The sequence below is a fragment of the Mycobacterium sp. PDNC021 genome, assembly GCF_048282635.1.
GTDB classification, from domain to species: domain Bacteria; phylum Actinomycetota; class Actinomycetes; order Mycobacteriales; family Mycobacteriaceae; genus Mycobacterium; species Mycobacterium llatzerense.
In genome coordinates this window covers 4,391,188-4,417,133 of the sequence record NZ_CP182502.1, presented here as the reverse complement: position 1 = coordinate 4,417,133, position 25,946 = coordinate 4,391,188, and the positions used below count along the sequence as shown (strand labels likewise).

Below are 25,946 nucleotides of genomic sequence, written 5' to 3'. Positions count from 1 at the left end.
TCGGTCAGCACAGTGGTTGGCAGCGCGGTCGACGCTGCCCCCGATGCCACTGCCACTGCCGCCGACGGCGCTTCGGCGCGTCGGGTGCAGCTCGACGTGACCGGCATGTCGTGTGGCGCCTGCGCCGCGCGGGTCGAGCGGACCCTCAACAAGATGCCGGGCGTCCGCGCCACCGTGAACTTCGGTACCCGCGTCGCCACGGTCGACGCCCTTCCCGAGATCGCCGACACCGAGCTGTGTGACGCGGTCCGCAAGGCCGGCTGCGATGCTGAACCCCGGTCGGGGGCGGTCATCGGGGAGCGAGATGACGAGGACCTGTCGCAGGCCCGGTACCTGCTGCGCCGCCTGCTGGTGGCCGCGGTGCTGTTCGTGCCGCTCGCCGATCTGTCGGTGATGTTCGCCGTCGTCCCCAGCACCCGGATCACCGGTTGGCAGTGGATATTGACCGCGCTGGCCCTGCCGGTCGTCACCTGGGCCGCCTGGCCGTTCCATCACGTGGCCCTGCGCAACGCCCGCAACCGGGCCGCCTCCATGGAGACGCTCATCTCGGTCGGCGTGACTGCGGCGACCGTGTGGTCGCTCTACACGATGTTCGTCGGGCACCACGCCACCGCGACCACCGGCATCTGGCAGGCGCTGGCCGGCAGCGACGCGATCTACTTCGAGGTCGCGGCGGGCGTCACGGTGTTCGTACTGGCGGGCCGCTACTTCGAGGCCCGCGCCAAGTCCAAGGCGGGCAGCGCGCTGCGGGCGCTCGCCGCGCTGAGCGCCAAGAACGTCACGATCCTGCTGTCCGACGGCTCCGAGATGGTCATCCCGGCAGAAGAACTCGCCGAACAGCAAAAGTTCGTGGTGCGCCCCGGTCAGACGATCGCGGCCGACGGACTCGTGGTCGAAGGCTCCGCCGCCGTCGACACCAGTGTGATGACCGGTGAGGCCAAGCCGGTTCGGGCCACCCCGGGCAGCAGCGTCATCGGCGGCACGATCGTGCTCGATGGTCGCCTGATCGTCGAGGCCGCCGCCGTCGGTGCCGACACGCAGTTCGCCGGCATGGTGCGGCTGGTCGAGGAAGCGCAGGCGCAGAAGGCCGAGTCGCAGCGCCTCGCCGACCGCATCTCCTCGGTGTTCGTGCCGTGCGTTTTCGGCATCGCCGCGCTGACCGCGTTGGGTTGGGCCCTGGCCGGGGCGGGTCCGGACAAGGTGTTCGCCGCGGCGCTGGCGGTCCTGGTCATCGCCTGCCCGTGCGCGCTGGGTCTGGCCACGCCGACGGCGATGATGGTGGCGTCCGGACGCGGCGCCCAACTCGGCATCTTCCTCAAGGGGCACCGCTCGCTGGAGGCGATCCGGGCCGTCGATACCGTCGTGTTCGACAAGACCGGCACCCTGACCACCGGGCACCTGGCCGTCACCGCGGTCACCGCGGCCGACGGTTGGCAGTCCGATGACGTGTTGGCCCTTGCCGCGGCGGTGGAGTCGGCTTCCGAGCATGCGGTCGCGGTGGCCATCACCACGGCCGCGCCGGAACACGAGGCAGTCACCGATTTTCAGGCCGTACCCGGCCGCGGCGTCGTCGGCACTGTGGGGGAGCGCGAGGTGCGGATCGGCAAGCCGTCCTGGGCGGCCGGCCGTGCCGCGGTGCCGCTGGCCCTCGCCGAAGCGCGCCGCAGCGCCGAATCCCGTGGGGAGACGGTGGTTTTCGTGGCCGTCGATGACCAGCTGTGCGGTGCCGTCGCGGTCGCTGACGCGGTCCGTGAATCGGCTGCCGGTGCCATCGCCGCGCTGCACGAGCGCGGGTTGAAGACCATCCTGCTGACCGGCGACAACCCCGCGGCCGCCGCCGCGGTGGGTGCCGCGGTCGGCATCGACGACGTCATCGCCGACGTCCTCCCGGACGGCAAGGTCGACGTCATCCAGCAGCTGCGCGACCGCGGCCGCATGGTCGCGATGGTGGGTGACGGCATCAACGACGGCCCGGCGCTGGCCTGCTCGGATCTGGGTCTGGCGATCGGCCGCGGCACGGATGTCGCGATTGGTGCCGCGGACATCATCCTGGTCCGCGACAGCCTGGATTCGGTGCCGCAGGCCCTGGACCTGGCCAAGGCGACGATGCGCACGATCCAAATGAACCTGGTGTGGGCATTCGGCTACAACGTCGCCGCCATCCCGGTGGCGGCCGCCGGCCTGCTCAACCCGCTGATCGCGGGCGGGGCGATGGCCTTCTCATCGTTCTTCGTGGTGTCGAACAGCTTGCGGCTGCGCAACTTCCGGTGATTTGGTGCACGATTTTCCGCGGTAGCCGCGGAAGATCGTGCACAAATCCCTATTGCTGGCCGCGCTGGCGGGCCAGCTCGCGGAGCATCGCGTTGTAGGCATCGAGGTCGTCGTCGCCGTCGCCGTAGTCAGCATCGGCGTGCCGGTCGGCGCGGGACGCGGCGCGGCGATCCTGCCGCGCCCACTGCGCCACCAGGGCGATGACCACCAGAATGACGGGCAGTTCACTCGAGCCCCAGGCGATGGCACCGCCGAGGTGCTGGTCGGCGCCGATGCTGGATAGCCACGGCAGGCCGACGAACCGGTAGAAGGAACCGCCCATGGTGTCGGTCATGGTCATGGTCGCGATGCCGAAGAACGCGTGAAAAGGCATGACCGCGAACAACAATCCGAGCCGGCCCAGGAACGGCAGGCGCTTCGGGCCAGGGTCGATGCCGATGATGCCCCAGTAGAAGAGGTAGCCGACGAGCAGGAAGTGCACGCTCATCAATTCGTGGCCCCAGTGGTAGCGGACCAGGGTGTTGAAGATCGAGGTGAAGTACACCGCGTACAGCGACGCGACGAACAGTACGAACGCCACGATCGGATTCGACAGTGCGGCCGTCACTTTCGAGTGCACCAGCCACAGAATCCACTCTCGTGGTCCCGGCGGGGCACCCTCACGCGCGGGTGGCAGGGCGCGCAGCGCCATGGTCACCGGGCCGCCCAGTACCAGTAGTACCGGGACGAACATGTTGAGAGTCATGTGCTCGGCCATGTGCACGCTGAACATCGCCGACCCGTAGGCCCGCACACCCGAGCTGCTGGTGAACAGCAACACCGCGCAGCCGACGAGCCAGGCGATCAATCGGCCGGCCGGCCACTCGTCGCCGCGGCGCCGCAGCTTCAGGTACCCGTACAGGTAGGCACCTGCGAGCACGACCGCACCAATACCGATGAAGGTGTCGAACCGCCAGACCGTCAGCAACCGAACCACGTTCGGCGGGTCGGGCAGTTCGTAGCCGAGGAAAATGTCCCAGGTCGTGAACTGGTGATGCAGCAGGCGCGGCGCCGTCTGCACCGCCATGGCGGACACCGCGGCGAGCGCGACGATCGCGGGCAGACAGGTGGCCAGCCGTGAGGGCTTGGCTCGCCGCAGCGCCGCGGCATCGGTGATCCAGGACGCGGCCAGCGCGATCGCGGCGACGATCGCCCACCGCCCGTAGCCGCTGCCCGTCAGCCCGGTGGGGCCGAGCTGTTCGGCCAGCAGCAGCACGCCGTAGATCAGGGCCGCGGTTCCGCAGGCGACCTGGATGATCAGCACGCGCCGGTAGAGGTCGGCGGCCGGCGGGCTGATGACAGCGGCGATCTTCGTGCCGGCCAGCACCGCCAGCGCCACCGCGAACACGATCACCGCGCTGGTTGTGTAGTCGTGGTCAGGACCTTCGCTCGCGTTGCCGGTGACCGGCAGCGCCAGCACGCCGATCACGCTGGGCAGCAGCAGCACGACCATGGCGATCCAGCGCAAGCTGAACCGCAGGATCAGTGCGACCAGCGCGGCGCAGAGGGTGGCGGCGATCCAGCCGCGGGACATCTCGGATGCGCCGATGGCCTCACCCAGCCGGCCGCTCTCCACCAGCCGAAGAGCCGGCACCCCTGCATCTGTGGCCGCCTGCACCACCATCATGAGCGCCGAGGCGACCAGCCAGACCAGCGAAACCCGTTCCAGCACAAGGTGGACGCGGAAGGCCGGTGGGTCGATGACACCCTTGGCGTCGGGTCGCGCGGTGGTGACGACGTAGGCCAGGCCGCCGAGACAGATCGCGCCGGCGAAGAGGGCGGTGAAGTACCCGACCGGCTCGGCCACCGAGGTGAGCGTTCCGGGGAAGCTGTCGCCCGTCGCGACGAAGCGCTGGTCACCCGAGATGAGCGCGTAGGTGACCAGGGCGGCCACCGCAGCCAGATAACCCAACATCGGCAGTGCGAACCTGCCGGCCTGGCGCGGCGTCGGCGCCTCGTCCGAGCCCATCGAAATACCGGCCTTCCACCTGAAGAACTGATCAGGCCCAGTCTACGACCAGGTGTCGTAGAAATTTTCCGGGCGCAGGAACTCTTGGCGCCGCGGGCCGACCAATACCAGTTGTGAGTCATACCCAGCTGCCCGAATCGGACGTCCCCACCGCGACCGATCCATCGGCGTGGAAGCGCTTTCGCCCGGCATTGTTGCGGCTGCACTTCTACGCCGGCTTGTTCGTCGCGCCGTTCATCCTCATCGCGGCTGTCACCGGGCTGCTGTACGCGGTGATCCCGCAGATCGACAGCGCGGTGTACCGGCACGAGCTCACCGTTGATCACGTCGGTGAGCATCGTTTGCCGCTGGCCGAACAACTCGTCTCTGTTCGCCGCGCGCACCCCGAAGGCACCGTCACCAGCATCCGGCCGCCCGCCGCGCCGGACGAGACGACGCAGGTGACGCTCGCGGTGGACGACGTCCCGGCCGACTACGCGCGCACCGTGTTCGTCGATCCGTACACGGGCGCGGTCCGCGGCGCCCTGACCACCTACGGCCAGTGGTTGCCGGTACGGGCCTGGTTCGACGAACTGCACCGCAACCTGCACCTCGGGGCGTTCGGGCGGAACTACAGCGAGCTGGCGGCCAGCTGGTCGTGGGTGATCGCCGGCGTCGGGCTGCTGCTGTGGATCGGACACAACCGGGGAGAGCCGCGTCGGTTGGTTGTCCCGGATGTGCGGGCGTCCGGGCGGCGCCGGCTGCTGTCGTGGCACGGCACGCTCGGGGTCTGGATCCTCGCGGCGGTGGCGCTGCTGGCGGTGTCGGGGATGACGTGGTCCCGGTTCGCCGGCGAGAACGTCGCGGCGCTGCGGACGCAGTTGAGCTGGACCAGCCCGTCGGTGGATACCGCACTGCCGGGGCAGGCCGCCGGGGCGACTCTCGATGAGGCAACCGCACTGCGCGGAGCCGACGCGACGCTGCAGGTGGCGCACGATGCGCATCTGCGGACCCCGATGTGGATGTATCCGCCGACGACGACGGGCCAGGGCTGGCAGGTCGCCGAGCGCAAGCGGGACTGGCCGACGCAGTACGACGCGATCGTCGTCGACCCGGCCACGAGCAAGGTGACCTCGCGGCTGGACTTCGCCGAGTGGCCGCTGATGGCCAAGATGACCGACTGGGTCGTCGACCTGCACATGGGCGTCCTGTTCGGACTCGTCAACCAGATCGCGCTCATTGCGGTCGCCGTCGGGCTGATCGTCGCGATCCTGCTCGGGTACCGCATGTGGTGGCGCCGGCGACCTACCCGCGGTGACGGGTTCGCCCTGCCCACCGGCCAGCGGCGCGGCGCGCTGTCGGCACTGCGTCCGTACGAGGCGGTGCTGTTGGTCGCGGTCCTTGCGGGCGTCGGCTACTTCGCCCCGCTGTTCGGCCTCACCCTGGCCCTGTTCGTCGCGGTCGATGTGGCTCTGGGTTCGCGTCAGCGTCAGCAGGTGACCAAGTGATCGCGGACATCTGGCTCCGGCTGATCGTCACCGGCCTGTTCCTGCTGAGCGCCGCCCAATGCGTCTACGCCCTGGTCACGGCGCGCGAGAACCGAACCTGGGTCGACCAGATCAGCCGTCTGCTGCATCTGTTGATGGACGTGGCGATGCTGGTCATGGCGTGGCCGGCGGGCATGGGTGTGCCGAACCGGCCGCCGATGGTGTTCTTCCTGCTGGCCGCGGGCTGGTTCGCGGTCGTCCTGGTGACGCGCGCCGGCCACCGGGTCGCCGACGGCTATCACGCGGTGATGATCCTGGCGATGGCCTGGATGTACGCGGTGATGGACGGCCGGCTGCTGCCCGGTCAGTGCGCGGGGACAGCTGCCGACGCGCCGCAGCCGGCGTCCTCGATGCCGTCGATGCCGGGCATGGACATGTCCGGGCCGGCGTCGCATTCCGGTGCGATGGGCGGCTGCGGGCACCCGGCGCAGTGGGTCACCGGCGTGAACTGGGTGGTCACCGTGCTGTTCGGGATCGCCGCGGTGTGGTGGGCTATCCGCTACTTCACGGTGCGCCAGCAGCGCCCGGACGCCCCGGCCCGCCTGTGGTTCGCCGTGGCCTGTCAGGCCATGGCGGCGGCCGGTATGGCGATCATGTTCGCCGTGATGGTCTAGCTGGGTCAAGCCGCGTTGCCGTCGGTGGGCCACAGGTGGCCCCGCCGGCGGCCGCGGGAGGCATTGCCCGGCAGCGTGATGTCGTCGAGCGTGGGTGCCGCGTCGCGGTCCGGCCGGGGCGGCTCGAGGGTGTGGCGGCGCCAGACCAGCACGGTCAGCACCACACCGGCCAGCGCCGGCAGATGGCTCAGCATGCGTATCGCACCTACCGCGCCGGTCAGTCCGTCGATGACGACGTAACCGGTGAGGACCAGCGTGAACACCCCACCGACCACGGCCAGGCCCAGGGCTGCAGCGGGCCGGGCGGCGGCCACCAGCATGGCGACGCCGAGCGCGACGGACCAGGCCGTCGACTCGTTGACCACGTGCCCGCCCATCGCATGCCCGACGTGCACCCCGATGCTGACGCCTGCCGCCTGGAGCACGGCCAGCACGATCTGGATGGACCCAACTGCGGCGAGGCCGATGCGCAGCCAGTCGATGCCGGCGGGGCTGTCGGGAAGGGCAGGTTGCGAGACCGTGTCGGCCACTGCGGTGATCCGGGTGCGGTCCGAGGCGATCAGCCCGCGCAGCAGCTGCATCTGGCTGTTCATCTCGTCCTGCCACTGCCGGCACTCGGGGCAGGACGTCAGGTGCTCGTCGACGCGGCGCGCGGGGACGGGTTCGTGCTCGCCGTCCATGCGCGCGGACAGCGCCTCCCGAGCGATCTTGCACTCCACATCGTCAATAGTCGCGCACCGGGCCCGGTTTTCTCCCGGTGGTCCCAAATCTGTCTTCCGCGGCCGTATTGGCGGGTAAATACCCGCTGGTCGGCGCCGGTACCATAGACACGTGAACTGGACCGTCGACGTACCCATCGACCAGCTGCCCGAGCTGCCCCCGCTGCCAGAGGACCTGCGCGCCCGTCTTGCCGACGCCCTGTCCCGTCCGGCGGCGCAGCAGCCCAGTTGGCCCGCGGACCAGGCCGCTGCGATGCGCAAGGTGCTCGAAAGCGTGCCGCCCATCACGGTGCCGTCCGAGATCGAGAAGCTCAAGCTCCAGCTGGCCGACGTGGCGCAGGGCAAGGCGTTCCTGCTGCAAGGTGGCGACTGCGCCGAGACCTTCGTCGACAACACCGAGCCGCACATCCGGGCCAACATCCGGACCCTGCTGCAGATGGCCGTCGTGCTGACCTACGGCGCCAGCATGCCGGTGGTCAAGGTGGCCCGCATCGCCGGCCAGTACGCCAAGCCGCGCTCGTCGGACATCGACTCGCTCGGCCTGACGTCCTACCGCGGTGACATGGTCAACGGTTTCGACCCGGACCAGGCCGTTCGCGTGCACGATGCGTCGCGTCTGGTGCGGGCCTACGCCAACGCGAGCGCCGCGATGAACCTGGTGCGGGCGCTGACCTCGTCGGGTCTGGCTTCACTGCAGCAGGTGCATGAATGGAACCGCGAGTTCGTTCGCACGTCGCCGGCGGGTGCCCGGTACGAGGCGCTGGCGGGCGAGATCGACCGTGGCCTGAACTTCATGACGGCCTGCGGCGTCAACGACCGCAACCTGCAGACCGCCGAGATCTACGCCAGCCACGAGGCCCTGGTGCTCGACTACGAGCGCGCGATGCTCCGGCTGTCCACCGAGTTCCCACTCGAGGCCCCCGAGCCCCGCCTGTACGACCTGTCGGCGCACTACGTCTGGATCGGCGAGCGCACCCGTCAGCTCGACCATGCGCACATCGCGTTCGTGGAGACCATCGCCAACCCCATCGGCATCAAGATCGGCCCGACGACGACGCCGGAAATGGCCGTCGAGTACGTGGAACGCCTTGACCCGCACAACATTCCGGGCCGGCTCACGCTGGTCAGCCGGATGGGTAACGGCAAGGTGCGCGACGTGCTGCCGGGCATCATCCAGAAGGTGGAAGCCTCCGGTCACCAGGTGATCTGGCAGTGCGACCCCATGCACGGCAACACCCACGAGAGCTCGACGGGTTACAAGACCCGGCACTTCGACCGCATCGTCGACGAGGTGCAGGGCTTCTTCGAGGTGCACCGCGCGCTGGGCACCCACCCGGGCGGCATCCACGTCGAGATCACCGGCGAGAACGTCACCGAATGTCTTGGTGGCGCGCAGGATATCTCCGACGACGACCTGGCCGGCCGCTACGAGACGGCGTGCGACCCGCGTCTGAACACGCAGCAGAGCCTGGAGTTGGCATTCCTGGTCGCGGAGATGCTCCGCGACTAGACCACCCCGCCGAGTGGCCACTTATCGCGCGATTTCGTGAGAAATCCGTGCGGTAGGTGGCCTTTCGGCGCTTTCGGCGCTTTAGAACAACCCGTTGAGATTGGTGCCGAGCGTCCAGGCGCCCGCGGCGGTGAGCGCCGTCAGGGTCAGGATCGCGATGAGCCAGAACAGCACGGCGCGCCGCGACCGCTGCCTCGCCCAGGCGAAATCGTCGAGGGCGATCCCGGCGAATTGCTTTGCCGCCACGGGTGATTCGAGCAGCGCGGGGTCCATCGCCGGATCCATCGTGAACTGCAGGGTGTGCTGGGGCGCCGGTTTCGGCGCCGCTGCCCGACCCGTCGCGACCGTGGTGCGCTCCGCGCGGCCGCGCTGGGCGGCTGCCGCGGTGTGCTGCGCGGAGTTCTGCGGCGCGGGCACCTGAAATTCGGGCAGGCCCAGATCGGTGACGATGGCAGCCAGCTCGGCGGCCATGTCGCCGGCATCGAGGTAACGATCGTCCACGCCACGGGCCGTGGCGCAGGCCACCAGGTCGTCGAATTGCGTTGGCACACCCGCGATTGCCGCGCTCGGCGGCGGTACGTCCTGGTCCAGCCGCTGATACGCGACGCTCAGCGGGGTGTCGCCGGTGAACGGGGTGGTGCCCGTCAGGAGTTCGTACGCCAGGATGCCGACGGAGTAGACGTCGCTGCGCGGGTCGGCGTCGCCGGTGCTGACCTGTTCGGGGGAGAGGTACGCCGCGGTGCCGAGGATGACACTCGTCGACGTGATCTTGGCCTCAGCCACGGCCCGCACCAGCCCGAAATCGGCGATCTTGACCTCGCCGGTGTCGGAGATCAGGACGTTCTCGGGCTTGATGTCACGGTGCACCAGGCCTGCTTGGTGGGCCACCGCCAGACCGTCGAGCATCGGGGCGAGTACTGCCGCGACCGCGTGCGGCGGCATGGGTCCGCGCTCGCGCAGCAACTCCCGCAGCGTGCCGCCCTCGACCAGTTCCATCACCAGGAACGGATGGCGGCCGTCGAATCCCTGGTCGTAAACCGCTACCAGCCCAGCGCTTTTCAGGCCGGCGGCGGCACGGGCCTCGCGCTGGAACCGGGTCAGGAACTGCTCGTCGCCGGAGTACCGCGAATCCATCACCTTCAGCGCCACCAGGCGGTCGAGTCGGGTGTCGAGGCCGCGGTACACCGTCGACATGCCGCCGCTGGCGATCGGGGCATCGACCCGGTAGCGGCCGTCCAGTACCGCACCGATCAGTGGGTCCAGTTGGTGGGATGGCTGCACCCGGCAATGGTACGGCTCTAGAATCTCCTGCGTGAGCAGCATTCCGGCCGCCGAGGACGTTATCGATCCCGATGAAGCGGTCTACGATCTTCCCGCAGTGTCAGCCATGCTGGGTATTCCGGTGACCAAGGTGCATCAGCAGCTGCGGGACGGTCACCTGATCGGGGTGCGACGCAACGGCGCCATTGTGGTGCCGAAGATCTTCTTCGACGCCAAGGGCCATGTCGTCAAGCAGCTGCCCGGCCTGCTGGTGCTGTTGCGCGACGGTGGCTACGACGACACCCACATCGTGCGGTGGTTGTTCACCGCCGACGAGTCGCTCACGCTGACCCGCGATGGCAGCACCGACCGCATCGCCAACGCGCGCCCGGTCGACGCGCTGCATTCGCACCAGGCCAGGGAAGTGCTGCGCCGCGCCCAGGCCATGGGTTACTGACGGCACCGCCGTCTACACGCCACTGACGGCACCGCCGTCTACGGGTTACCGAGTAACCCAGCCAGCACCGGCGCCATGATCCGCACGATGTCCTCGTCGGAGGCGGCGGCCAGGTCGGGGAACTGCAGCAGGTAGCGCTGGCTCGCGATACCCATCAGCGCCGCGCTCAGCAGGGCCGCCCGCAACCGCGCGTCGGGTCCGTCGATGTCTGCCGCGACTGACGTGACGACCTGGTCGGTCACCTTGGCCCGCAGCAACTCCAGCGCGTCCGGGCTGGTCATCGCGGTGCGGAGCAGCACCGCCATGGGGCCGTCGGGGTCGGCGGCCCAGGCGGTCAGCAGGCCCTGCAGATAGTTCTGTGCGGTCTCGGCGGGGTCGGCTGTCGTCATGTCCCCGACGGGAATCGTCCACTGCACCGCCTCGTGGAACAGCTCCTGCTTGCTGCCGAAGTGCTTGATCACCGTCGCCTTGTTGATGCCGGACAATTCGGCGATGCCCCGGATGGTGGCTTTCTCGTAGCCGGCCTCGGCGAACACCTTTCGCGCGGCCAGCAGAATCCGCTGCCGCGTGCGCTGGCCCTTGCGCTCTGGGGTCGGTGCAGTCACGGTCACATCCTCTCAGGGAACAAAAGTAAACGCACGGTGCGTTATTCTGGCGGACATTCGACGAGGAGGAAATGTGATGGATTGGGATGGCGCTTACCGCAACGAGGACGCGCCCGCATGGAACATCGGCGAGCCGCAACCTGAGTACGCCGCACTGATCGACCAGGACGGAGTCGTTCAGGGCGAGGTGCTCGACGCCGGCTGCGGTTACGCGGAACTCGCCCTGGCCCTCGCGGCGCGGGGCCACACCGTGCACGGGATCGACCTGACGCCGACGGCCGTCGCGGCGGCCACTGCTGCCGCGGCCGAACGGGGTTTGCGCACAGCCACTTTCGAGCAGGCGGACATCAGCGCGTTCACCGGGCACGACGGGCGATTCGGGACCATCTTCGACAGCGGCCTGCTGCATGCTCTGCCGGCCGAACTGCGGGACGGCTACCTGCAGTCCGCCTACCGCGCAGCGGCACCCGGCGCCACGTTCTACATCCTGGCCTTCGGCACCGGAGCGTTCGGCGACCACGACGGTCCGGGACCCACCCAGTTCACGGCAGACGAACTGCGCCAGATCGTCTCGAAGGAATGGCAGGTGGACAGCATCCGGCCGGCGCAGCTGCAGGCCGGCGCCGGTGCTGAACAGGTGCGGCTGCCCGGACACCTCGTCGTCGCCAGGAGGGCGTGATCATGTCGTTCACACCGGCTGAGCGCGACTTCCTGGGCACCCAGCCGATCGGGCGCCTCAGCACCATCGGGCCTGAGGGACAGCCGCAGATCCGGCCGGTGGGAGTGCACCTGGGTCCGGACGGCACCGTCGACATCGTCGGCCACGCCCTCGCCGCAACGCAGAAGTGGCGCAACGTCATCGCCAATCCGAAGGTGGCGTTCATCGTCGACGAGGTCACCTCGGTCGTGCCGCCGCGGGCGCAGGGGATCGAGATCAGGGGCACCGCGCGGGCGCTGCCCGGCGAGGGGAGCACCGACGGCGGGCTCAGCGGAGACATCATCCGGCTGACGCCCACCCGGATCGTCAGCTGGGGCATCGACGGTGAGGGCACGCGGGCCCGGAACGCCTAGCGGGCGGGCTCGGTCTCGACGGCCGGCTCCGGTGCGTGTGACAGCGAATACCACGCTGCCACAGCACAACCCGTGGCCAGGATGACGTGTAGCCAGGAGTACATGCCGTGCGATCCGTCGGGTTTGAAGATCACCATGATCCAGGTCGAGAACCCGGCGATCAGCGCGATCGCCGACCGGCTCTGCGCCAGTGCCGAGACGATCGCCAGTGGCCAGGTGTAGTACCAGGGCAGCGCGGCGGGCACGAACAGCACGACGACGGCCATCACCAGCGCGATGCCGATCAGCGCTTCCCGGTCGGTGTGGCGGAATCGCCACCACAGCAACGGGAGTGAGATCGCGATGATCGCGATGCCGGTGATCCGGGTGACGTCGAGCACCGCGTAGAAACTGACGGTGGTGAACAGCCCGCCGATGGCGTGGATCAGGTTGGCTATGGCGGTCGGGATCGTCAGCCAGTTGACGATCTTGACCGAGCCCGCCAACGCCGTCAGCCAGCCGAGCCCGACACCCGCCGCCACCGTCACCACGGCGAACACCACGGTGAAGATCGCCCCGGACGCGGCGGTGGCCGCGAGCCAGGTGCGCACCGCGCCCCACGGGTGTCGTTCGCGCAACTGGCGCATCCAGACCCACACCATGAACGGAAGTGCCAGTCCCGCGGTGGCTTTCACCGCCACCGCGAGGGCGATCAGGCTGACGCCGGCGATGGGATGACGTTCGAAGGTGAGCGCGATGGCGGCCATCATCAGCCCCACCATCAGCATCTCGTTGTGGACGCCGCCCATCAGATGGATGATCACCAGCGGGTTGAGCACGCAAATCCACAGGGCGGCAGCGCTGTTGGCGCCGACGTGCCGGGCCACCCGGGGCGCGGCCCAGATCAACATGATCAGACCGGGCAGCATGCACAGCCGCAGCAGCATGGTGCCCTGCACGACATGGTCGCCGACGATCATGGTGACGAACTTGGCGACCAGGATGAAGGCCGGTCCATAGGGCGCGGTGGTGGTGGTCCAGATGGGACTCACGTTGTCCAACAACGAGTTCGGGTTGTCCACCGGCCCGACCAGGTAGGGGTCGAGGCCGTCGCGCAGCAGTGCGCCCTGCGCCAGGTACGAGTACGTGTCGCGGCTGAACACCGGGACGCTCAGCAGCAGTGGGGCCAGCCAGAAGCCGGTCGTCGCGATCATCGTGTAGTCGGTTGCGGTGCGGTCCACCACGCGCCGGCCCAGCGCCAGCCAGGCGATCAGCATCAGTGCGACGCCGGTCCACAGCAGGATCGACGACACCACCAGCCCATGGCCGAACCGGAACCACGACAGGTGCATCGACTCCAGCAGCGGATCGTGCTGCCGGGTGCTCCCGGCGCCCAAGCCGCCCAGCGCGATCAGGATGGCGCCGGTGAAGCCGAGCAGCGCGGGGCGGCCCTCGTCGGATCGCCCGAACGCGATCAGCCGGGCCAGCGCCCCGGGCGCGGTAGTCGAGGTGGTCATCGTCGGCGCCTACGCGGACCGGTTCGACGCGCGCCGGGCGAGCTCGGTGAGCCCGTTCTTGGCGCCCTCGTCGATGGGGGCAGCGGCCAGCGCGTCCAGTCCACGTTGGGTGAGCAGTGAGATGCGCTGCTCCACGGCGGCCAGTGCACCCACGGACTCGATGACGCCGCAGAGCTCGCTGACCTGACCGTCCGTCAAGTCGGTGCCGATCGCGCTGCGCAGCAGGTCCGCCGCGGTCGGGTCGGAGCTTTCGGCCAGTTCCACGGCCTCGGCCAGCAGCACGGTGCGCTTGCCCGAGCGCAGATCGTCACCCGACGGCTTACCGGTGACGGCCGGGTCGCCGAACACTCCGAGCACGTCGTCGCGCAACTGGAACGCGATGCCCAGATCGGTGCCGACGGCGTGGAAAATCTTCTGCACGTCGGGCCGGTCGGCGGCTGCTGCGGCGCCCAGCTGCAGCGGCCGGGTGACGGTGTACGACGCGGTTTTGTACAGGTTCACGTTCATGGCCGAGGCGACGGTGTCGGCGCCGCTGGATTCGGCGACGATGTCGAGGTACTGCCCGCCGAGGACCTCGGTGCGGATGTGTGCCCACACCTCGTTGACCCGCCGCCGCGCGTCGGCCGACAGGTCGGCGTTCGAGACCACGTCGTCCGCCCAGGACAGTGCGAGGTCACCGAGCAGGATGGCTGCGGACAGCCCGAACTGCTCGGACGAGCCACGCCAGCCCTGCTGGCGGTGCCGCTCGGCGAACAGCCGGTGCACTGTCGGCAGGCCGCGCCGGGTCGCCGAACAGTCGATGACGTCGTCGTGGACCAGGGCGCAGGCCTGCAGCAGTTCCAATGCGGAGAACAGGCGCAACACCGCCGGGTCGGCCGGGTGGCCGGGATCGGGCGCCATTGCGCGCCAGCCCCAGTAGGCGAACGCCGGGCGGACCCGTTTGCCGCCGCGCAGCACGAACTCTTCGAGTGCCCCGGTGACCTCGGCGTAGGCGTCACCGATGTACGCGCTGTCCCGCCGGCGTTCGGCGAGATAGTCGCGCAGTTGATCTGTGATGGCATTCGCCAGCTCGCCAGCCGACGGACCTGCGGCATCGACGCTCAGCGCGCGTCCCCTCTCCTGACCCCGGAATTGTGCATCCAGATTAGAGGGTGCCGGGTCACCGGTCGGACGCAGTGACAAAGTCACTCATCGGACACTGCGGCGAGCTTGGGGGAGCGGTCGCGGCCCCAGTAGGCGAGGCCGCCGATGATGCCGGCGACCGCGAAGGCCAGGACGGCCATCCAGATCGCGGCCGTGGTGAACGAACGCGCGCTCGGGTCGGTGTAGCGGGCCTGGGCTTTCATGGTGCTCACGACGCCGGGTTTGAGCTTCCACTGGACGATGTCGCTGGCCACCCGCTCGCCGTTGGTCGACGTGACATCGCCGGGGAACGCCACCGACAACGTGACATCCGAATCCGGGTCGGTCACCGTGGTCAGGTCGACGCGGCCTTCGAGGATCACCAGGTCACCGGCCCGGCGCAGCGAGATGTCGGCGCCGGCCGAGTCCCGGCTCAGGTTGGCCAGCTGGGGCACCTCGGAGAAGCTCAGGTCCGAGAACACGGCCTCGGAGCCGACGTAGTCGTCCTTGCGGTAGTCCGAGACCGCGACCTTCTGCGCGAACGGCAGGTTGTTGGTCAGCTGCGGGCCCTTGTCGTCCGCGTCCTTGGCCTTCGCGGAGGCGACGATCTGGCCAGACACCCGGTCGTCGGGCGAGACGGTGAGCGAGGTGTGGACGCGCACGCAGCCGACCGCCAGGGGGAGCAACATCAGAAACAGCAGCAAGGCACGCAGGTGGCGGCGGCGGTTCACGCCGTTATCGTGCCAGATGGGGGCAGGGTCAGCGGCACACCGGATGGATCACAGTGGCAGGGCTCGGCCCAAAATGGCGAACGGCCGTGGATCACCGGGGAAGAAGTAGCTGCGCATGACGTCGTGGAATCCAAGCCGGCGGTACAGCCGCCAGGCCCGGTTGCCTTCGCCGAGGATTTCCGGGGTGGACAGCAGGACATGGGATTCCGCGCAGCCGACGAGCAGTCGACGGGTCAGTGCCTCGCCGAGTCCCAGGCCCTGAGCCCGTGGGTGGATGTGCAGCTCGGTGAGTTCGAAGTACCCGTTCAGCAATTGGTCGATGCGTTCGCTGGGCGTGCCGACCTGGCGCAGGCCGGCGGCGACCTGTTGGTACCACCACTGATCGGGTGCGCCGCGGTACCCGTAGGCGACGCCGAGCATGGGGGCGGATCGAAGTGCCGCGTCCGGGGTCTCGTCCTGGCTGAGGACGTCGAACGCGGCGACGCCGGTCCAGCCGTCGCGCCGGGTGTGGTCCAGCCACATCGACGCGCGCTGACGTTCGGTGCCCCGCGGGTAGCGCATGGCGTCGACGTAGACGGACAGCGCGTCATCGAGTCGGTGCTGCATGTCAGCCGGCGACAGATCGGTCAGGAGCGTCGCCACGGTGTGAGCCTTTCGGTGCGTCAGGGAGGTCTTGGGAGGGGGTGGGAACGTTGAAGGAGGTGGGTGGGAACGTCGAAATCGGGTTGCGCAGCAGGCGCTGTCGCCCGGCCGACGTCCCAGTCTTACAATTCGGGAGTCTGAAGTATGTGGTACGTGTCTGTGTGACCTCGTATCATGACTGTTAGGGATCCGTGACCACGGGTGCAGACGTCAGGAGCCGCTGCGGGCAGCGGTGTGAGTTGGGAGGCGCGGATGCCACTCTCCGATCATGAGCAGCGCATGCTCGACCAGATCGAGAGTGCGTTGTACGCCGAGGACCCGAAGTTCGCTTCGAGCGTCCGGGGCGGCACGCTGCAAGCGCCGTCGGCACGGCGGCGGCTGCAAGGCGCGGGGCTGTTTGTCCTCGGTCTTGCGTTGCTGGTGCTGGGTGTGGCGTTTCGGATCCTGTGGATCGACCAGCTCCCCATCCTGAGCGTCATCGGCTTCGTGGTGATGTTTGCCGGTGCGGTGTTCGCGGTGACCGGTCCCCGGAAGCTCTCCAAGGAGAAGTCGGCGCCGTCTGCCGGCAAGTCCAAGCGCGCTCGCGCTGGTAACTCGTTCACCAACCGCATGGAAGACCGGTTCCGTCGCAGGTTCGACGACTAAACGCGCACGTGTGACACAGGGGTAGCCGATTCGGCTGCCCCTGTTTTGTTTTTCGCCGGTCGGGTGATGGTGTGACGCGCGACACGCCGGGCTGGTAGCGAAATTTGCCGGCGGCGGCGTCCGCCACGATTTTTCAGGGCTTGCGCTCCGCGGCCCCCCACAACGCCCCACTGCACTCCCGCATGCCCTTCCAGCTGGGATTTCGGTGCACAGCCAGGCCGTTTGATGCCGTCCTCCACCCCTGAGTTTCTGTGGTTGCTGCGCCGAGTGGGGCAGATAAGGCCATTTTTAGACTTGGAATGGAGTGAAGTGGGGGATTGTGGGGTAATGTGGCGGACATCGGAGAGACCGGACTCCGGAGTGGCGGGAGGTGCCTGGTGTTTTTGGGTACCTACACGCCGAAGCTCGATGACAAGGGGCGACTGACGTTGCCCGCCAAGTTCCGCGATGCACTGGCAGGAGGGTTGATGGTCGCCAAGAGTCCAGATCACAGCCTCGCTGTGTATCCGAGGGTTGAGTTCGAAGCCGAGATTGCCCGCCGCGTGGCGAGCACTCCTCGAAACGATCCCGCCGCTCGTGCCGACCTGCGCGTTTTCGCCGCGGGCGCCGACGAGCAGCACCCCGACGCTCAGGGCCGTGTCACCCTGTCCGCTGATCACCGTCGCTACGCGAGCCTGACCAAGGAATGCGTCGTGATCGGAGCGGTGGACTACCTCGAAATCTGGGATGCCGCGGCCTGGCAGACCTACCAAGACACTCACGAAGAGAACTTCTCCGCGGCAAGCGATGAAGCGCTCGGCAGCACCCTTTGACCTGCAGGCCCGTGCAGCGTGGCCTCTGTCCGAACCGGCCCTGGCGTACTTCCCCAACGTCAGGTCCGCGAACTCGGACAGAGACCTCGCTGCGGGGGCCGCACAAATCCACCAGCTGAAGCCTTTTGGGGGTGTTGCGTTGACCGATCGTCGGCCGCACATTCCGGTGCTGCTGGACCGCTGCGTCGAGCTGCTGGCCCCAGCACTCACCAGACACGGCGCCGACGGCGCCGGCGCCGTCATGATCGACGCGACGCTGGGCGCCGGTGGCCACTCCGAAGCCTTCCTGACTCGCTTTCCCGGTCTGACGCTGATCGGCCTGGACCGGGACCAGACCGCGCTGCGGCTGGCTTCCGAGCGCCTCGCACCGTTCGGTGACCGGGTGCACCTGGTGCACACCGCGTATGACGGCATCGACGACGCACTGACCCAATCTGGCTACCGCCCAGGTGAATTGGACGGCATCCTGTTCGACCTCGGGGTGTCTTCGATGCAGCTCGACCAGGCCGAGCGTGGCTTCGCCTACGCGCAGGACGCGCCGCTGGACATGCGGATGGACCAGACGTCGGGCCTGACCGCGGCGGACATCCTGAACACCTACGACGCCCGGGCGCTGACCCGAGTGCTGCGCGAGTACGGCGAGGAGAAGTTCGCCTCCCGCATCGCCGGCGCGATCGTCCGCGAGCGGGCTCGCCGTCCCTTCACCACGACGACCCAGCTCGTCGAGCTGCTGTACGCGGCGATCCCGGCCCCGGCCCGTCGCACCGGTGGGCATCCGGCCAAGCGGACGTTCCAGGCGCTGCGCACCGAGGTCAACGGGGAGCTGGACTGTCTGCGCGCGGCGATACCCGCCGCGCTGGACGCGCTGCGGCCCGGCGGCCGCATCGCCGTCGAGGCCTATCAGTCGCTGGAAGACCGAATTGTCAAGGGGTACTTCACCGATGCCACCGCATCGCGTACCCCGGAGGGCCTGCCGATGGAGCTGCCCGGCTACGAGCCGCTCTTCACCTCGTTGACCCGGGGTGCCGAACGGGCCGACGACCACGAACTCGAATTGAATCCGCGTAGCGCGTCGGTTCGCCTGCGTGCATTGGAAAAAGTTGTCACAAGGGGAGGTCTGTGATGGCAAAGCGGCCAGCGCCGGTACGCGGCGGCAACGCTCGACGGGCGACCCGGTCCGGCGAGGCAGAGCCGCGCCGGCGCACAGCGGTACGGCAGGACCCCGTGGACAAGCGGGATGCCAAGCGTGACAACAAGTCCGGTAGCAAGGGCGAAGCCCGCGTCAAGCGCGGCAAGCGCGACGTCCGGCCGCAGCGGTCCAAGCCCACCGGCGCCGGTCCGCAGACCACGCCGTTCGCACGGCCGACCGCGGCGCCGTCACGCCCCAAGAGCGCGTCGCAGGCCAAGGCCCGGGCCAAGGCTCGTAAGGCCAAGGCGCCCAAGGTTGTTCGCACCCCGCTGCGGGAGCGGATGCTTATGCGTATCGCCGAGATGGACCTCGACCCGCGGCACCTGATCGCGCGGGTGCCGTTCGTCGTGCTGATCATCGGGGCGCTGGGCATGGGCCTTGGCGTCACGCTGTGGCTGTCGACCTCCGCTGCCGAACGGTCCTATGAGTTGGGCCGCGCCAAGGAGATCAATCAGGCGCTGCAGCAACAGAAAGAGGCGCTCGAGCGTGACGTGCTGGTGGCGCAGGCCGCGCCGGCGCTCGCCGATGCGGCCCGCAACCTCGGCATGATCCCGTCCCGCGACACCGCGCACCTGGTGCAGGACCCGACCGGCAACTGGCTGCTGGTCGGCAGTCCCAAACCGGCGCAGGGGGTTCCGCCGCCACCGCTGAACACACCGCTGCCCGAGGTGGCCCCGCCCGCCCCGGCCGCCCCACGTCCGGTCCCGGCGCCTGCCGCGGCTCCCGCCCCGGTCCCGGCGCCTGCCGCGGCTCCCGCCCCGGTCCCGGCGCCTGCCGCGGCTCCGGTCCCGGTCCCGGTCCCGGGTGCAGTTCCGGTCCCCGGCGCTGTTCCGGCCCCGGCCGCCGCTCCGGCGCCACTCGTGATTGACCCGCGGGAACAGGTCGTACATGCGCCGGCGCCCGCGGCACCGGTGCTCCCGGTCCCGGCTCCCGCCCTTGCGGCGCCCGTCCCGGCGGCACCGGCCCTCCCGGTGCCCGGACTGGGCACGCTGCCCGGCCCGGCTCTGCAGCCGGAGAGCGTGCTCCCGGCTCAGGCCGCGCAGGTCCCGGCACAGATTCCGGCCCCGGTGGCGGCCCCGCTTCCGGTGCCGTCGGCCCCCGGCGCCCCCGCATGAGCGGCAAGAGCCCGCGCAGGACCGGCGCGCAGCGGACGGCCGCGTCGCGCAAACGGCAGCCCACCGCCAAACCGCGCACCGCGCAACCGCATTCGGCTCACGAACGGCGCACCCGCGAGGCCGTCGTACCCGAGGGCCGCACGGGCTCGTTCGGGTTCCGGCACAAGACCGGCAACATCGTCATCGCGCTGGTGCTGCTGGCCTCGGCAGTGCAGCTGTTCTTCCTCCAGGGTCCGCGGGCTGCCGGTCTGCGCGCCGAGGCGGCCAGCCAGCTCAAGGTCACCGACGTGGAGAAGGCGGTGCGGGGCAGCATCGTCGACCGCAACAGCGCCAAGCTGGCCTTCACCATCGAAGCCCGCGCGCTGACCTTCCAGCCCAACCGGATTCGCCAGCAGCTCACCGAGGCGAAGGCCAAGACCCCGGCGGCACCCGACCCGGACAAGCGACTCAATGAGATCGCCGTCGGCGTGGCGGGTCTGCTGAACAACAAGCCCGACGCCGCGACCCTGGCCAAGAAGATCACCGGCGGGGACTCGTTCGTCTACCTGGCCCGCGCGGTCGATCCCGCCATCTCCGACGCCATCACCAAGAAGTACCCCGAGGTCGGCGCGGAGCGTCAGGACATCCGGCAGTACCCCGGTGGCTCGCTGGCCGCGAACATCGTCGGCGACATCGGCTGGGACGGCCACGGCCTGCTCGGCCTCGAAGATTCCTTCGACGCAAAGCTTTCCGGCACCGACGGCTCGGTCACCTACGACCGCGGCTCGGACGGTGTGGTGATCCCCGGCAGCTACCGGGACCGGCATGACGCCATCAACGGCGCCACCGTGCAGCTCACCCTCGACAACGACATCCAGTACTACGTCCAGCAGCAGGTGCAGCAGGCCAAGGACATGTCGGGCGCGCGCGACGTGTCCGCGGTGGTCCTGGATTCCAAGACCGGCGAGATTCTGGCCATGACGAACGACAACACGTTCGATCCGGCGCAGGAACTGAACCGGCAGGACGACAAGCAGATGGGTAATCTGCCCGCGACGTCACCGTTCGAGCCGGGTTCGGTCAACAAGATCGTCACCGCGGCGTCGGTCATCGAGTTCGGCCTGTCGAATCCCGATGAGGTACTGCAGGTTCCGGGCAGTTACAACATGGGTGGCGTCACCATCCGCGACGCCTGGGGCCACGGCGTCGACCCGTACACCACTACCGGTGTCTTCGGGAAGTCCTCGAACATCGGCACTCTGATGCTGGCCCAGCGGGTCGGCCCGGAGCGCTTCGCGGACATGCTCACGAAGTTCGGCCTCGGCCAGCGCACGGGCTCGGGTCTGCCGGGTGAGAGCGCGGGGCTGGTTCCGCCGATCGATCAGTGGTCGGGTAGCTCGTTCGCGAACCTGCCCATCGGACAGGGACTTTCGATGACCCTGCTGCAGATGACCGGCATGTACCAGGCCATCGCGAACGACGGTCTGCGCATCCCGCCGCGCATCGTCAAGTCGGTCGTCTCGGCCGACGGCACCCACCAGGATCAGCCGGCACCCGAGAGTGTCCAGGTCGTGTCCCCGCAGACCGCGGCGACGCTGCGCAACATGTTCCGCGCGACCCTCCAGCGTGACCCGCGCGGCACCCAGCAGGGCACCGGCTGGCCGGGCGCCGTCGAGGGGTACCAGATGGCAGGCAAGACCGGTACCGCTCAGCAGATCAACCCGGCGTGCGGCTGCTACTACGACGACGATCACTACTGGATCACCTTCGCCGGCATGGCGCCGGCGGACGATCCGCGCTACGTCGTCGGCATCATGGCCAACAACCCGCTGCGCAATGCCGACGGCACGCCTGGCCACTCGATGGCACAGCTGTTCCACAACATCGCGGCATGGCTGATGCAGCGGGAGAACGTGCCGCTGTCGCCGGACCCCGGTCCGCCGCTGGTCCTGCAGGCCACCTGACGGGCCGGGTGCCCGTCGCCGGCCCGGTACTGTGTCATGGCCATGTCTTCGCCTACCTTGCGCCCCGCTGATCCCGCCGGAGCCGCGCTGGGCTCGTTGGCCGACCACGTTGGCGCAGCGCTGCCGGCCGGTGCCCAGGCCGGGGAGCTGCGGGTCACCGGCGTCACGCTGAGCAGCCGGGACGTCGTCGCCGGTGATCTGTTCGCGGCGCTGCCGGGTTCGGCCGCACACGGCGCACGGTTCGCCGCCGACGCCGTCGCTGCCGGGGCTGCCGCGGTGCTGACCGACCCGGACGGCCTGGGGCTGCTCGGTACCAATGTTCCTGCGGTCGGTGTGCCCGTTCTCGTCCACGCCGACCCGCGGGCGGTGTTGGGTGAGATCGCCGCCGAAATCTACGGCCGGCCATCCGAGCGGCTGCGTGTCATCGGCATCACCGGGACCTCCGGCAAGACCACGACCACCTATCTGGTGGAGGCGGGGTTGCGCGCCGCGGGGCGGGTGGCCGGACTGATCGGCACCGTCGGTATCCGGATCGACGGCCGCGACCTGCCGAGTTCCCTGACCACCCCCGAGGCGCCGGCGCTGCAGGCGCTGCTGGCCGCGATGGTCGAACGCGGCGTGGACACCGTCGTCATGGAGGTGTCCAGCCACGCGTTGTCGCTGGGCCGGGTGGACGCCCTGCGCTTCGCCGCCGGCGGTTTCACCAACCTGTCGCGGGACCACCTGGACTTCCACCCGACCATGGACGACTACCTGGACGCCAAAGCCCGGCTGTTCCAACCGGATTCGCCCAACCATGCGGCAGTGTCGGTCGTCTGCGTGGACGACGACTGGGGCCGTCGGATGGCCGCCCGCGCCGCCGACCCGGTGACCGTCAGCACCACCGGTGACGCCAACTGGACCGTCGCCGCTATCGAAGCGGACCGCGAGGGCCAGCGGTTCACCGCCGTCGGGCCCGACGGCGCCCGGCACGAGCTGCGGATCGGCCTGCCCGGCGGCTACAACGTCGCCAACGCGCTACTGGCCGTGGCGCTGCTCGACGCCGTCGGCGTCACCCCGGAGCAGGCTGCACCGGGACTGGCCACCGCCAGCGTGCCCGGCCGCCTGCAGCCCATCGACCGCGGACAGGACTTCCTGGCCCTCGTCGACTACGCGCACAAGCCGGGCGCTCTGGAGGCGGTGCTGCAGACGCTGCGCCCGCAGACCCAGGGCCGGTTGGCGGTGGTGTTCGGGGCCGGCGGCAACCGGGACGCCGGGAAGCGCGAACCGATGGGACGCATCGCCGCCGCACTGGCGGATCTGGTGGTGATCACCGATGACAATCCGCGCGACGAAGACCCCGACCTCATCCGGGCGACCATCGCGGCGGGCGCCGCGGACGGATCGGCCGAGGTGGTGGTGATCGGTGACCGGCGGGCGGCCATCGACCATGTCGTCAGCTGGGCCCGTGCGGGGGACACGGTCCTGATCGCGGGCAAGGGACACGAGTCGGGCCAGACCCGAGCCGGTCAGACCCGGCCGTTCGATGATCGTGATGAGTTGGCTGCCTCTCTGGATGCTGTAGCCGGGAAAACTGGAGAGTCACCCGCATGATCGACCTGACCCTGGCGGAGATCGCCGACATCGTCGGCGGCGAGCTGTCCGACGTCACACCTGAGGCTGCCGCCGCGACGCACGTGACCGGGACCGTCGAGTTCGATTCGCGGGCCGTCACGGCGGGCGGTTTGTTCCTGGCGCTGCCGGGTGCCCGGTCGGATGGGCATGACTTCGCCGCGGGCGCGGTGGCGGCGGGCGCCGTCGCGGTGCTGGCGGCCCGGCCGGTCGGGGTGCCGGCCATCGTGGTGAAGCCGGTTGCCGGACAGGTCGATTCGTCCTCGGGTGCGCTGGAGTACGACACCGACGGCTCGGGTGCCGCGGTGCTGGCGGCATTGGGCAAACTTGCCCGCGCGGTCGCCGACCGGTTGGCCGCCGGGGGACTGCGGATCATCGGCGTCACCGGCTCGTCGGGCAAGACGTCGACCAAGGATCTGCTGGCCGCGGTGCTGGCGCCGCTGGGTGAAGTGATCGCGCCGCCGGGATCGTTCAACAACGAGCTCGGCCATCCGTGGACGGTGCTGCGGGCCACCCCGGAGACCGACTTCCTGGTGCTGGAGATGTCGGCGCGGCACCCCGGCAACATCGCCGCCCTCGCCGCGATCGCACCGCCGTCGATCGGCGTGGTGCTCAACGTCGGCACCGCGCACCTCGGTGAGTTCGGCTCGCGCGACGTCATCGCGGCGACAAAATCGGAACTGCCACAAGCTGTCCCGGCGACCGGTGTCGTCATCCTCAACGCCGACGACCCAGCGGTGGCCGCCATGGCGGAGCGCACCGAAGCCCGCGTGGTGCGGGTATCCCGGTCTCCCGGAGCCGATGTCTGGGCCGGTGACGTGACGCTCGACGAGCTGGCCCGCCCGCGCTTCACCCTGCATTGTCGAAGTCAGCAGGACGAGCAGCACGTGGAGGTCGCTCTCGCCGTGCACGGCGATCATCAGGTGTCCAACGCGCTCAGTGCCGCCGCGGTCGCGCTGGAATGCGGCGCGAGCCTGCAGCAGGTGGCCGACGCGCTCGCCGGTGCCGGCCCCGTCTCCAAGCACCGTATGCAGGTCAGTGCCCGCGCCGACGGTGTGGTCGTGGTGAACGACGCCTACAACGCCAACCCCGACTCGATGCGGGCGGGCCTCAAGGCGCTGGCCTGGATGGCCAAGTCGGCGCGTGCCGAGTCCGGCGCGCAGGTGCGTAGCTGGGCGGTGCTCGGCGAGATGGCCGAACTGGGTGACGACGCCATTGCCGAGCATGACAGCATCGGTCGACTGGCCGTGCGTTTAGATGTGTCACGACTGGTTGTCGTCGGAACCGGGAGGGCTATGGGCGCCATGCAACACGGCGCGGTGATGGAAGGTTCGTGGGGCAGCGAGGTATCGCCGGTCCCCGATGCCGCTGCCGCACTCGATTTGCTGCGTGCCGAGCTGGAGCCCGGCGATGTCGTGCTGGTCAAGGCCTCGAACTCGGCGGGGCTCGGCGCGCTGGCTGAGGAACTCGCGCGGGAGGGGCAAGCGTGATTCAGATCCTGTTCGCCGTCGGCATCGCGCTCGCGGTGTCGATCGTGCTGACGCCGGTGCTGATCCGGCTGTTCACCCGCCGGGGTTTCGGCCACGAGATCCGCGAAGACGGTCCGGCCAGCCACCAGAAGAAGCGCGGCACGCCGTCGATGGGTGGCGTCGCGATCGTGACCGGCATCTGGTGCGGCTATCTCGGCACCCACGTCGTCGGGCTGTTGGTCGACGGCGAAGGGCCGTCGGCCTCGGGCCTGCTGGTGCTCGGGCTGGCCACCTCACTGGGTGCCGTCGGCTTCCTCGACGATCTGATCAAGCTTCGTCGGGCCCGCAACCTGGGTTTGAACAAGACCGCCAAGACGGTCGGTCAGCTGGTGTCGGCCGTCCTGTTCGGTGTGCTGGTGCTGCAGTTCCGCAACGCCAACGGTCTGACGCCGGCGAGTGCCGGCCTGTCCTATGTGCGCGAGATCGCGACCGTCACCCTCGGGCCGCTGCTGTTCGTGTTGTTCATCGTGGTGCTGGTCAGTGCCTGGTCCAACGCGGTCAACTTCACCGACGGCCTGGACGGCCTGGCGGCTGGTGCCATGGCGATGGTCAGCGCGGCGTACGTGCTGATCACGTTCTGGCAGTACCGCAACGCGTGCGCCACCAGCCCGGGGCCGGGCTGCTACAACGTCCGCGATCCGCTGGACCTGGCGCTGGTCGCGGCCGCGACGGCGGGCGCCTGCATCGGATTCCTCTGGTGGAACGCCGCGCCGGCCAAGATCTTCATGGGCGACACCGGCTCGCTGGCGCTCGGCGGCATCATCGCCGGTCTGTCGGTGACCAGCCGGACCGAGACGCTGGCCATCGTGCTCGGCGCCCTGTTCGTCGCCGAGGTCACCTCGGTGGTGGTCCAGATCCTGGCGTTCCGGACCACCGGTCGGCGGGTGTTCCGAATGGCGCCGTTCCATCATCACTTCGAGCTGGCCGGCTGGGCCGAGACCACGGTGATCATCAGGTTCTGGCTGCTCACCGCGATCGCCTGCGGGCTCGGCGTGGCGCTGTTCTACAGCGAGTGGCTGTCCGCGGGCGGCCGCTAGACCCGCGGCTCCCAGCCAACATCCAGTATGTGC

Annotated in this window: 23 protein-coding genes; 15 read left to right on the top strand and 8 right to left on the bottom strand. The window is 69.3% G+C overall.

The genetic code is table 11. The annotated features are described in order from the left end of the window. Nucleotides 1-105: 105 nt before the first annotated feature. A complete protein-coding gene (locus ACNO8X_RS21085; protein WP_418005988.1) occupies nucleotides 106-2,271 on the top strand; it encodes a heavy metal translocating P-type ATPase in 2,166 nt (721 codons plus the stop codon). A 49-nt stretch (nucleotides 2,272-2,320) separates the two neighbouring features. Here the strand turns inward: ACNO8X_RS21085 and ACNO8X_RS21080 are convergent, their stop codons facing one another. Next, nucleotides 2,321-4,279, bottom strand: coding sequence for a cytochrome c oxidase assembly protein (locus ACNO8X_RS21080; protein WP_418002562.1), 1,959 nt, complete (start codon nucleotides 4,277-4,279; stop codon nucleotides 2,321-2,323). A gap of 113 nt (nucleotides 4,280-4,392) precedes the next feature. Here ACNO8X_RS21080 and ACNO8X_RS21075 point away from each other — a divergent pair, with 113 nt between their 5' ends. After that, complete coding sequence (locus tag ACNO8X_RS21075; protein ID WP_418002561.1) at nucleotides 4,393-5,766, top strand: PepSY-associated TM helix domain-containing protein; 1,374 nt, start codon at nucleotides 4,393-4,395, stop codon at nucleotides 5,764-5,766. Next, nucleotides 5,763-6,419 carry a DUF5134 domain-containing protein gene (locus tag ACNO8X_RS21070; protein WP_418002560.1) on the top strand — a complete coding sequence of 219 codons (657 nt, stop codon included), beginning with the start codon at nucleotides 5,763-5,765 and terminating at the stop codon, nucleotides 6,417-6,419. Before ACNO8X_RS21075 ends, ACNO8X_RS21070 begins: the two co-directional genes overlap by 4 nt. A 5-nt stretch (nucleotides 6,420-6,424) precedes the next feature. On the opposite strand, the gene ACNO8X_RS21065 is transcribed toward ACNO8X_RS21070, so the two are convergent. Further along, nucleotides 6,425-7,138 (bottom strand): zf-HC2 domain-containing protein, encoded by a 714-nt coding sequence (locus tag ACNO8X_RS21065; protein ID WP_418002559.1) that lies wholly within the window; start codon nucleotides 7,136-7,138, stop codon nucleotides 6,425-6,427. Between the two features lie 112 nt (nucleotides 7,139-7,250). On the opposite strand from ACNO8X_RS21065, the gene ACNO8X_RS21060 reads away from it, so the two are divergent. After that, nucleotides 7,251-8,648 (top strand): class II 3-deoxy-7-phosphoheptulonate synthase, encoded by a 1,398-nt coding sequence (locus ACNO8X_RS21060; protein ID WP_260941226.1) that lies wholly within the window; start codon nucleotides 7,251-7,253, stop codon nucleotides 8,646-8,648. An 81-nt stretch (nucleotides 8,649-8,729) separates the two neighbouring features. On the opposite strand, the gene ACNO8X_RS21055 is transcribed toward ACNO8X_RS21060, so the two are convergent. Then, complete coding sequence (locus tag ACNO8X_RS21055) at nucleotides 8,730-9,971, bottom strand: protein kinase domain-containing protein (protein ID WP_418002558.1); 1,242 nt, start codon at nucleotides 9,969-9,971, stop codon at nucleotides 8,730-8,732. On the opposite strand from ACNO8X_RS21055, the gene ACNO8X_RS21050 reads away from it, so the two are divergent. Then, nucleotides 9,961-10,365: an Rv2175c family DNA-binding protein gene (locus ACNO8X_RS21050; protein WP_043403214.1), complete on the top strand. Its 405-nt coding sequence runs from the start codon at nucleotides 9,961-9,963 to the stop codon at nucleotides 10,363-10,365. The genes ACNO8X_RS21055 and ACNO8X_RS21050 overlap by 11 nt on opposite strands. Before the next feature lie 38 nt (nucleotides 10,366-10,403). Here ACNO8X_RS21050 and ACNO8X_RS21045 read toward each other — a convergent pair whose 3' ends face one another. Then, on the bottom strand, nucleotides 10,404-10,919 hold the full coding sequence (locus tag ACNO8X_RS21045) for a TetR/AcrR family transcriptional regulator (RefSeq protein ID WP_418005987.1): 516 nt from the start codon (nucleotides 10,917-10,919) through the stop codon (nucleotides 10,404-10,406). A 127-nt stretch (nucleotides 10,920-11,046) separates the two neighbouring features. Here ACNO8X_RS21045 and ACNO8X_RS21040 point away from each other — a divergent pair, with 127 nt between their 5' ends. Continuing rightward, complete coding sequence (locus tag ACNO8X_RS21040) at nucleotides 11,047-11,649, top strand: class I SAM-dependent methyltransferase (RefSeq protein ID WP_418005986.1); 603 nt, start codon at nucleotides 11,047-11,049, stop codon at nucleotides 11,647-11,649. A 2-nt stretch (nucleotides 11,650-11,651) separates the two neighbouring features. Next, the gene (locus ACNO8X_RS21035) at nucleotides 11,652-12,041 is read left to right on the top strand and encodes a PPOX class F420-dependent oxidoreductase (RefSeq protein WP_418002557.1); all 390 of its coding nucleotides are present in this window, start codon (nucleotides 11,652-11,654) and stop codon (nucleotides 12,039-12,041) included. Here ACNO8X_RS21035 and ACNO8X_RS21030 read toward each other — a convergent pair. From ACNO8X_RS21030 to ACNO8X_RS21015, 4 genes are all read right to left on the bottom strand, one after another. Next, nucleotides 12,038-13,537 carry an alpha-(1->6)-mannopyranosyltransferase A gene (locus ACNO8X_RS21030; RefSeq protein WP_418002556.1) on the bottom strand — a complete coding sequence of 500 codons (1,500 nt, stop codon included), beginning with the start codon at nucleotides 13,535-13,537 and terminating at the stop codon, nucleotides 12,038-12,040. The genes ACNO8X_RS21035 and ACNO8X_RS21030 overlap by 4 nt on opposite strands. Nucleotides 13,538-13,546: 9 nt before the next feature. Further along, entirely contained in the window at nucleotides 13,547-14,605 is a 1,059-nt protein-coding gene (gene idsA2, locus ACNO8X_RS21025; RefSeq protein ID WP_418005985.1) for a bifunctional (2E,6E)-farnesyl/geranyl diphosphate synthase, read from the bottom strand. Nucleotides 14,606-14,721: 116 nt separating this feature from the next. Further along, nucleotides 14,722-15,348 (bottom strand): LppM family (lipo)protein, encoded by a 627-nt coding sequence (locus ACNO8X_RS21020; protein WP_418005984.1) that lies wholly within the window; start codon nucleotides 15,346-15,348, stop codon nucleotides 14,722-14,724. A gap of 90 nt (nucleotides 15,349-15,438) precedes the next feature. Next, on the bottom strand, nucleotides 15,439-16,032 hold the full coding sequence (locus ACNO8X_RS21015) for a GNAT family N-acetyltransferase (RefSeq protein ID WP_260941233.1): 594 nt from the start codon (nucleotides 16,030-16,032) through the stop codon (nucleotides 15,439-15,441). 252 nt (nucleotides 16,033-16,284) lie between these two features. On the opposite strand from ACNO8X_RS21015, the gene ACNO8X_RS21010 reads away from it, so the two are divergent. The 8 genes from ACNO8X_RS21010 (at nucleotide 16,285) to mraY (ending at nucleotide 25,913) form a co-directional block, all read left to right on the top strand. Then, nucleotides 16,285-16,677 carry a DUF3040 domain-containing protein gene (locus ACNO8X_RS21010; RefSeq protein ID WP_260941234.1) on the top strand — a complete coding sequence of 131 codons (393 nt, stop codon included), beginning with the start codon at nucleotides 16,285-16,287 and terminating at the stop codon, nucleotides 16,675-16,677. A 377-nt stretch (nucleotides 16,678-17,054) separates the two neighbouring features. Beyond that, nucleotides 17,055-17,489, top strand: coding sequence for a division/cell wall cluster transcriptional repressor MraZ (gene mraZ, locus ACNO8X_RS21005; RefSeq protein WP_043403199.1), 435 nt, complete (start codon nucleotides 17,055-17,057; stop codon nucleotides 17,487-17,489). After that, nucleotides 17,464-18,612, top strand: coding sequence for a 16S rRNA (cytosine(1402)-N(4))-methyltransferase RsmH (gene rsmH / locus ACNO8X_RS21000; protein ID WP_418002555.1), 1,149 nt, complete (start codon nucleotides 17,464-17,466; stop codon nucleotides 18,610-18,612). Before mraZ ends, rsmH begins: the two co-directional genes overlap by 26 nt. After that, the gene (locus tag ACNO8X_RS20995; RefSeq protein WP_418002554.1) at nucleotides 18,609-19,793 is read left to right on the top strand and encodes a hypothetical protein; all 1,185 of its coding nucleotides are present in this window, start codon (nucleotides 18,609-18,611) and stop codon (nucleotides 19,791-19,793) included. The genes rsmH and ACNO8X_RS20995 overlap by 4 nt, the downstream gene beginning before the upstream one ends. Then, nucleotides 19,790-21,736: a peptidoglycan D,D-transpeptidase FtsI family protein gene (locus tag ACNO8X_RS20990; protein ID WP_418002553.1), complete on the top strand. Its 1,947-nt coding sequence runs from the start codon at nucleotides 19,790-19,792 to the stop codon at nucleotides 21,734-21,736. Before ACNO8X_RS20995 ends, ACNO8X_RS20990 begins: the two co-directional genes overlap by 4 nt. A gap of 36 nt (nucleotides 21,737-21,772) precedes the next feature. Then, a complete protein-coding gene (locus tag ACNO8X_RS20985; protein WP_418002552.1) occupies nucleotides 21,773-23,329 on the top strand; it encodes a UDP-N-acetylmuramoyl-L-alanyl-D-glutamate--2,6-diaminopimelate ligase in 1,557 nt (518 codons plus the stop codon). After that, a complete protein-coding gene (locus ACNO8X_RS20980) occupies nucleotides 23,326-24,837 on the top strand; it encodes a UDP-N-acetylmuramoyl-tripeptide--D-alanyl-D-alanine ligase (protein ID WP_418002551.1) in 1,512 nt (503 codons plus the stop codon). The genes ACNO8X_RS20985 and ACNO8X_RS20980 overlap by 4 nt, the downstream gene beginning before the upstream one ends. Next, on the top strand, nucleotides 24,834-25,913 hold the full coding sequence (gene mraY / locus ACNO8X_RS20975) for a phospho-N-acetylmuramoyl-pentapeptide-transferase (protein WP_043403184.1): 1,080 nt from the start codon (nucleotides 24,834-24,836) through the stop codon (nucleotides 25,911-25,913). Before ACNO8X_RS20980 ends, mraY begins: the two co-directional genes overlap by 4 nt. Nucleotides 25,914-25,946: the final 33 nt, after the last annotated feature.